Raw genomic sequence first — 5597 nt, 5'->3', positions numbered from 1 at the left:
GTGTCGTTGCCTTCGCCCCCAATCAGGGTGTTGTGACCGTAGCGTGCCACAAGGGTATCGTCCCCTGCACCGCCATCTAGAATGTCATTGCCATTACCTCCCTTGATAGTGTCGTTGCCTCCCTCACCGTATAACTTTGAAGCACCTGACCCAGATGTAATAACATCATCTCCATCACCAGCTCTAACTATATCAGCACCTTCACCCGAACTAATTTGATCTGCCAAGTCGGTACCAAAAATTAACTCGTTTCCATTGGTCGCATTTACTGTGCTTCCAAAAATTACGCCACTCACAAGCGATGATACGACCGTATTATTTGCTGCAAGCCAAGTAAGCGCCTCTCCGCTTGCTTTACCTAATGCTTCAATTATTAGTCCAGATGCATTACTTGAGAAATCATTGTCAAATTGGTTCAGAATGCTGGCAAGTAACAATAAATCTGCTGCTTTTTTCCCAGAATCCAGGGCACCTTGCTTATGTAAAGCTAGCTCAAACATACGCTCTGTACTGACCGACATATCAAACGGGACGTGCAGTTGATCTGTGGTTGAGTCATAATCAAGCGTATATAGAATATCTTTGGTAAGCCCCTGACTAACGGCAAATTTTACTAGTAGATTGCTACGGATATTATTCCATGCCTGCTCGTAAAGTCGGCCTGTGTACTGCATACCACCATTACCAGCCCACTCTCCGTCATTAAGTTCTAAATTATCTATTCCGGTGTAAGCTTTAATCACTCCTAATTGAGCTAAGCTAAGTGACACACCTGCCCGAGCAAAGTGCACTTTGCCATCTTCTCCCACAGATAAATTTGGCATGCTGTCGATATCTTCAAGCGTTAATGCTTCTGCATTTGCCCAACTAATTAGCATGGCATCGAATCGCTCAAATATATTTTCGCTGGTAAGGCCCGTTAATGTGTCCATTACCACTTGTGAAAATTCTGAATCTAGGCTCATTGCAATATCTAAGTCAGGCATCAGGCCGTAGCCTTTTACCTTACCAGTTGCAATCGCTTCTGGTGTCAACGTCACTTCACCTACAAACTCAGAGTATGTGGCTCTAATGGTAAACTGCACATCCCCAAGAATATGACTTGTTTGATTACCGTTCGCATCGGTGCGCACATAGCTTCCAATCTCATCCAATATGACATCATTTGATTCACTCCCAACCGCACTGCGCGTTAGGCTAATTTCCGTGATCCCAAAATCTGATAAACGACTAATTTCATTCGCCGAGGAATGACCATCACCATTTAAGTCCTGCCAAATTAGTAAATCATTAAACGCAGCGTCTTGCGCACTAATAACTCCATCACCATTGCTGTCTAAGGCACTGAGCTCTTCAAAACCAGTAACATCTTCACTTCCAAAGAGTTCTGTTATGTCATTGATTTTACCGTCACCATTTTTGTCTAAAGCCAAAAAGCCATCGTCGCCTTTTACCCAAGATGTATGTGTCGCAAATCCATCACCAGTCAAATCAAACTTTGCCTGACTCTGATCTAGGCTGATAAACTCGAGTCCATCACCATCCAGATCAAGAATCAACGGGTCAATACGCCTGCGTCGATTTGCGTTATTGCTACCTTCCTCTGCTGGGTCACCTGGTGTTCCACCATCTCCCCCATCTGAGCCACCATCAGGCGTTGGATCATCTTCATTTGGAATGCCGTCACCGTCTCGATCTGGGTCTAAATGATCAGGGATCCCATCTCCATCACTGTCCTTTTCCGAGGGATTGTTCGGATCTTCTTCGCTGTCAGGAATACCATTGCCATCTGCATCAGGGTCTTCATCATCAGGTATGCCATCACCGTCTTCATCTGGTTCTTCTTCTGGAGGTTGCTCTAACAAGCTTTCGAGTTGACTAATAATGTCTTGAAGTAGCGCAATAATATTGCTGAAACCTGCATCCAGGCGGTTAATTTCAGCTTCTATGTATGCATTCGTATTTGAAATAAAGGTGCCAAAACTACTCAGATTTTCAAGGTAATTACCTAAAACATTGCTCACTGCCGATTGAGAAAGCTCAATATGGCCATTTATTTCTGAGTACAACTCACCAAGTTGATTAAAAAGAGAATCAGGGACATCTACCCCTTCTTGCATATCTGCCTGAGCAGCCAAGCGTTGAGCTTTGTGCCTCAGCGCTTCTGCTGAATCTTTATGCATACTCCAAATAGATGACATGTAGCGCTTTTTATCATCTACGACCAAGCCACCTAACTCAACATACATCAAGGCTAACTGCTCTTCGGACGCAATAGTTTCAGCACTTAAGTAATCCGAGTTCAACTCATTCTGTTTGGTCATATACTGACCAACCAAATCTTCATTTATCTCTTCAACTAAAAGTATGCCGCCATTAAGCACCTGTGCTTTAAAAGTGCTCAACTCTGATAGAATACGAGACTTGGTACCAGAAAGTGCGCCTTCATATCGCGCTAACCATTGATTCACATAGTTGTCTGCATTGCCATTTTTTATGTTTGCTTGACCAAAAGCCTGACGAACTAAGTCTGTAAATTCAGAGGTTTTTTGTCTTACGTCTCCTTGACCATTGAGTTCAGCAGCAAAATCACTTTCTGCTTGGTTGATGATTTTGGTACGCGAGTTTTTAACGCTAATCCCCAAAAATGTATTGAGAAGCTCTGTTACTCTACCGCCATCTCCATAACCGCCTAAAATGGTGTTGAACTCACCAATGTACTGATCTTTAAGCTCTTCAATTTCAGCATGGCTTAAATCAATGCGCAACTCGAGGCTTTGTTGTATTTTATAGTTTATCTCGTTGTTTAGATCATTGATTAAGCCATTAACGTCAGAAGCAAACTGACTATCAATAGCCATAGCAGGGTCAACACCAGCCAGCGCAGCTTCTTGACGAACTAGTGCTTCATATTGATCAAGTACAGTTTGTTTGCGACTTGACAGCTGATTTTGAATAATGTCTATCATACCCTGTTGTTCTTGTCGCAGCTGCTCTGTAATTTGAGCCGCTGTTGAAGCATTAACTGATATATACTTAGCGACTGTGGTTATGATAGATGAAATGACTGCTGCGGCTGCAAAACCTGGATGGCGAGTTTTTAATGCATCTGTAATATCATTTACTAAAGCAGCCGATGAAGCGACAAGTGCGGCAATGGTGTCATTGCCAACCACGCCGGCTTCCTTCTCTCTTTTATACTTCTCATAGTTTCGTTTGATACTTTCCAAATTAAACACTACACCGGGCAAAGTGTCCGCTCCCAGTAAACCTGCTGTTGCCACTAATACATCGGCAGTTGCTAAGAACACGTCAACAACGCCAGCATTACCATTGCTGTAACTTTGCAGTGTAGAGTCTAGTACGGCGAGATTAGCATTCAGTTCTGCCCAGCCTAGCCCCTTTGAGTCAAGTATTGCTTTTACTAAATTATTAAAGTTCATTTAGTATTCCTTTACGGTTAGGATTAAATTTCATCGTCACAAAAATAAACTTATATTTAACTGTTGTTTTGATTTGTGACAAAGCTTAAGACAATAGATTTGTTTTTAATTATTACTCTATGTTCAATGACGAAGCATACTAATATTTTATTACAATAAAAACTTAACTTGACAACTTATTTATAAATAAGCAAAGTATTTATCACTATAAACATATATGCATCATTCTGATTTTTCGAATCCCACTCTTTCGAATAGTCACATTCTGAAAATTACCATTTACATATTTCAATCTTGAAAAGGAAAAAACAAATATGAAACTTAAAGCGTTACTTCTCTCTGCTTTGGCATTATCAAGTATGAGTGCATCAGCGTATTACAATGTACAAAAGAAGACTTGGTATTCATCCGCTATGGGGAACTACCTTAAGATTGAGTCATATTTCGGTTGTGTTAACCCATATACTATGTATGAGTCACATAGAATAAAGTCCATTAGTGCAGGCCTTTACCCAGGGCAGCCATATCAAGGAAACCATTACTCTTGGCAGTTTAAAGTTTATAGTAACAATAGTGATGCATACGCACCTGGTAATGAGTTTATGGTAGACACTGATTATTTCACAGATTCGAATAATAATTATCTAAATAGAACACTGCCTATCATTAATCATCGCCCTTATGGTGTTATTCAAGGTATTAGACAAAATCTAGTCGGTGGCCCAAACATGATCGAGCAATTTACGCTAGATCTAAAATGTAATAAAGGTAATGGCGGCATCATTAGACCACCTATTGACTTACGTTAATTATCAAACACTTAAAAATAAAAAATTAATAAAAGAGTAATTTTTAGCGTCTAACATACCAACTACTTTAGTTGGGTACGCTTTATTAAACCCTGTTTATAAAAGTACGCCATTGCGATATTGCAATGGCGATTTTTATTCAAACGTCACTTTTAAAAAACACAAAGTAAAAAAGCCACTTTAATTCTAAAAAGGAAAATAATAATGAAGTTTAAAGCACTCATACTCTCTGCTTTAGCCTTATCAAGCATGAGCGCGTCAGCTTATTACAACATTCAAAAGAAAACTTGGTACGCAGCTGTTATGGGCAATGAGTTTAAAATACAGTCAACATTTGGGTGCATCAACTCAAGAACTATGTATGAATCTCACAGAGTTACTTCACAGCTTGCAGGGCTATACCCTGGTCAGCCGTATAAATACAGCCACAACACTTGGAACTTCAAAGTATACAGCACAAACAGTGGTGCTTATGTACCAGGTGAAGACTTCACCGTAGAATCCACATACTTCACTGATTCAAATAATAATTATGTCGATAGAATTCTACCGCTATACAACACAAGGCCTTACGGTATTATCAAAGGTATAAGAGAGACTCGCGTAGGCGGTCCTAATATGATCAATCAATTCTATATGGATCTTGATTGTCGTGATGGAGATGTAGGTATAATCAAACCTCCTTTTGATATACGATAATCCAATATTATAAGTAAATACTTACACTAATCAGCATTGACTATGAAGGGGTTTCAATGCTGATTGGCATTGCTACCCCTTTCATACCAGCTTTGTGCAAAACTTCTATTCCATCAATTTCTTTTTTGACTCTCCAAATTCTATATTTATATAGATAAGCATCAGGTAAATGATACTAAAGCCCCAAATACCTGACGCATCAACTCACCTTTACTTAACTCGATTAACTATACTAGTCACCAATAAATCACCACTCAAATCAAATGAGTCGTCCAGTATATTGCTTGCCGCAGACTCATTAGGTTCAAAACTGCTCATTGCCTGTATCAGCAATTCTGAGGTCAGCATACTGTGATTATCTGCATTACCAGTCGCCAGTTTCGGTAATGTACTAATGTCTACACTGGTACCATCAAAGAGTGAAATATTTTCTATGGCATAACTACTCTCTAAGCCATTTTTTATGGTGACTTGATCAGTGCCAGCACTAGAATCAACTATAATGATCAGATCCCTTCCTTCTTGTTTCACCGCAAGCATATCTAACGAGACCCCTTCCCCGAAAACGATATTATCCACCCCACCTAAATCGGTGAGCGTGTCTTGTCCATCGCCCGCATTGAACAGGTAAGTGTCTTTGCCATAT

The 5597-nt window shown here is 40.1% G+C and carries 4 protein-coding genes; 2 read left to right on the top strand and 2 right to left on the bottom strand.

Annotated features, from left to right (window positions below; all coding sequences use genetic code 11):
• Positions 1–3443: calcium-binding protein (locus N475_RS16550; RefSeq protein ID WP_487246440.1), on the bottom strand; the 3443-nt coding region annotated here is incomplete at its 3' end.
• Between the two features lie 314 nt (positions 3444–3757).
• Between N475_RS16550 and N475_RS16545 the strand changes: the two genes are divergently transcribed.
• Both N475_RS16545 and N475_RS16540 read left to right on the top strand, forming a co-directional pair.
• A complete protein-coding gene (locus N475_RS16545; protein WP_063355309.1) occupies positions 3758–4252 on the top strand; it encodes a hypothetical protein in 495 nt (164 codons plus the stop codon).
• A gap of 204 nt (positions 4253–4456) precedes the next feature.
• On the top strand, positions 4457–4951 hold the full coding sequence (locus N475_RS16540; RefSeq protein WP_063355310.1) for a hypothetical protein: 495 nt from the start codon (positions 4457–4459) through the stop codon (positions 4949–4951).
• 210 nt (positions 4952–5161) lie between these two features.
• Here N475_RS16540 and N475_RS16535 read toward each other — a convergent pair.
• Positions 5162–5597, bottom strand: a 436-nt coding sequence (locus N475_RS16535) for a calcium-binding protein (protein ID WP_155730811.1), incomplete at its 5' end; no start/stop codon positions are given.

It is taken from the genome of Pseudoalteromonas luteoviolacea DSM 6061 (genome assembly GCF_001625655.1).
Taxonomy (GTDB): domain Bacteria; phylum Pseudomonadota; class Gammaproteobacteria; order Enterobacterales; family Alteromonadaceae; genus Pseudoalteromonas; species Pseudoalteromonas luteoviolacea.
This window is presented reverse-complemented; position numbering and strand designations above follow the sequence as displayed.

Excerpts from the sequence above, each read along its gene's own strand:
- N475_RS16545 (WP_063355309.1), top strand. The coding sequence starts at position 3,758 with ATGAAACTTAAAGCGTTACTTCTCTCTGCTTTGGCATTATCAAGTATG.
- N475_RS16540 (WP_063355310.1), top strand. The coding sequence starts at position 4,457 with ATGAAGTTTAAAGCACTCATACTCTCTGCTTTAGCCTTATCAAGCATG.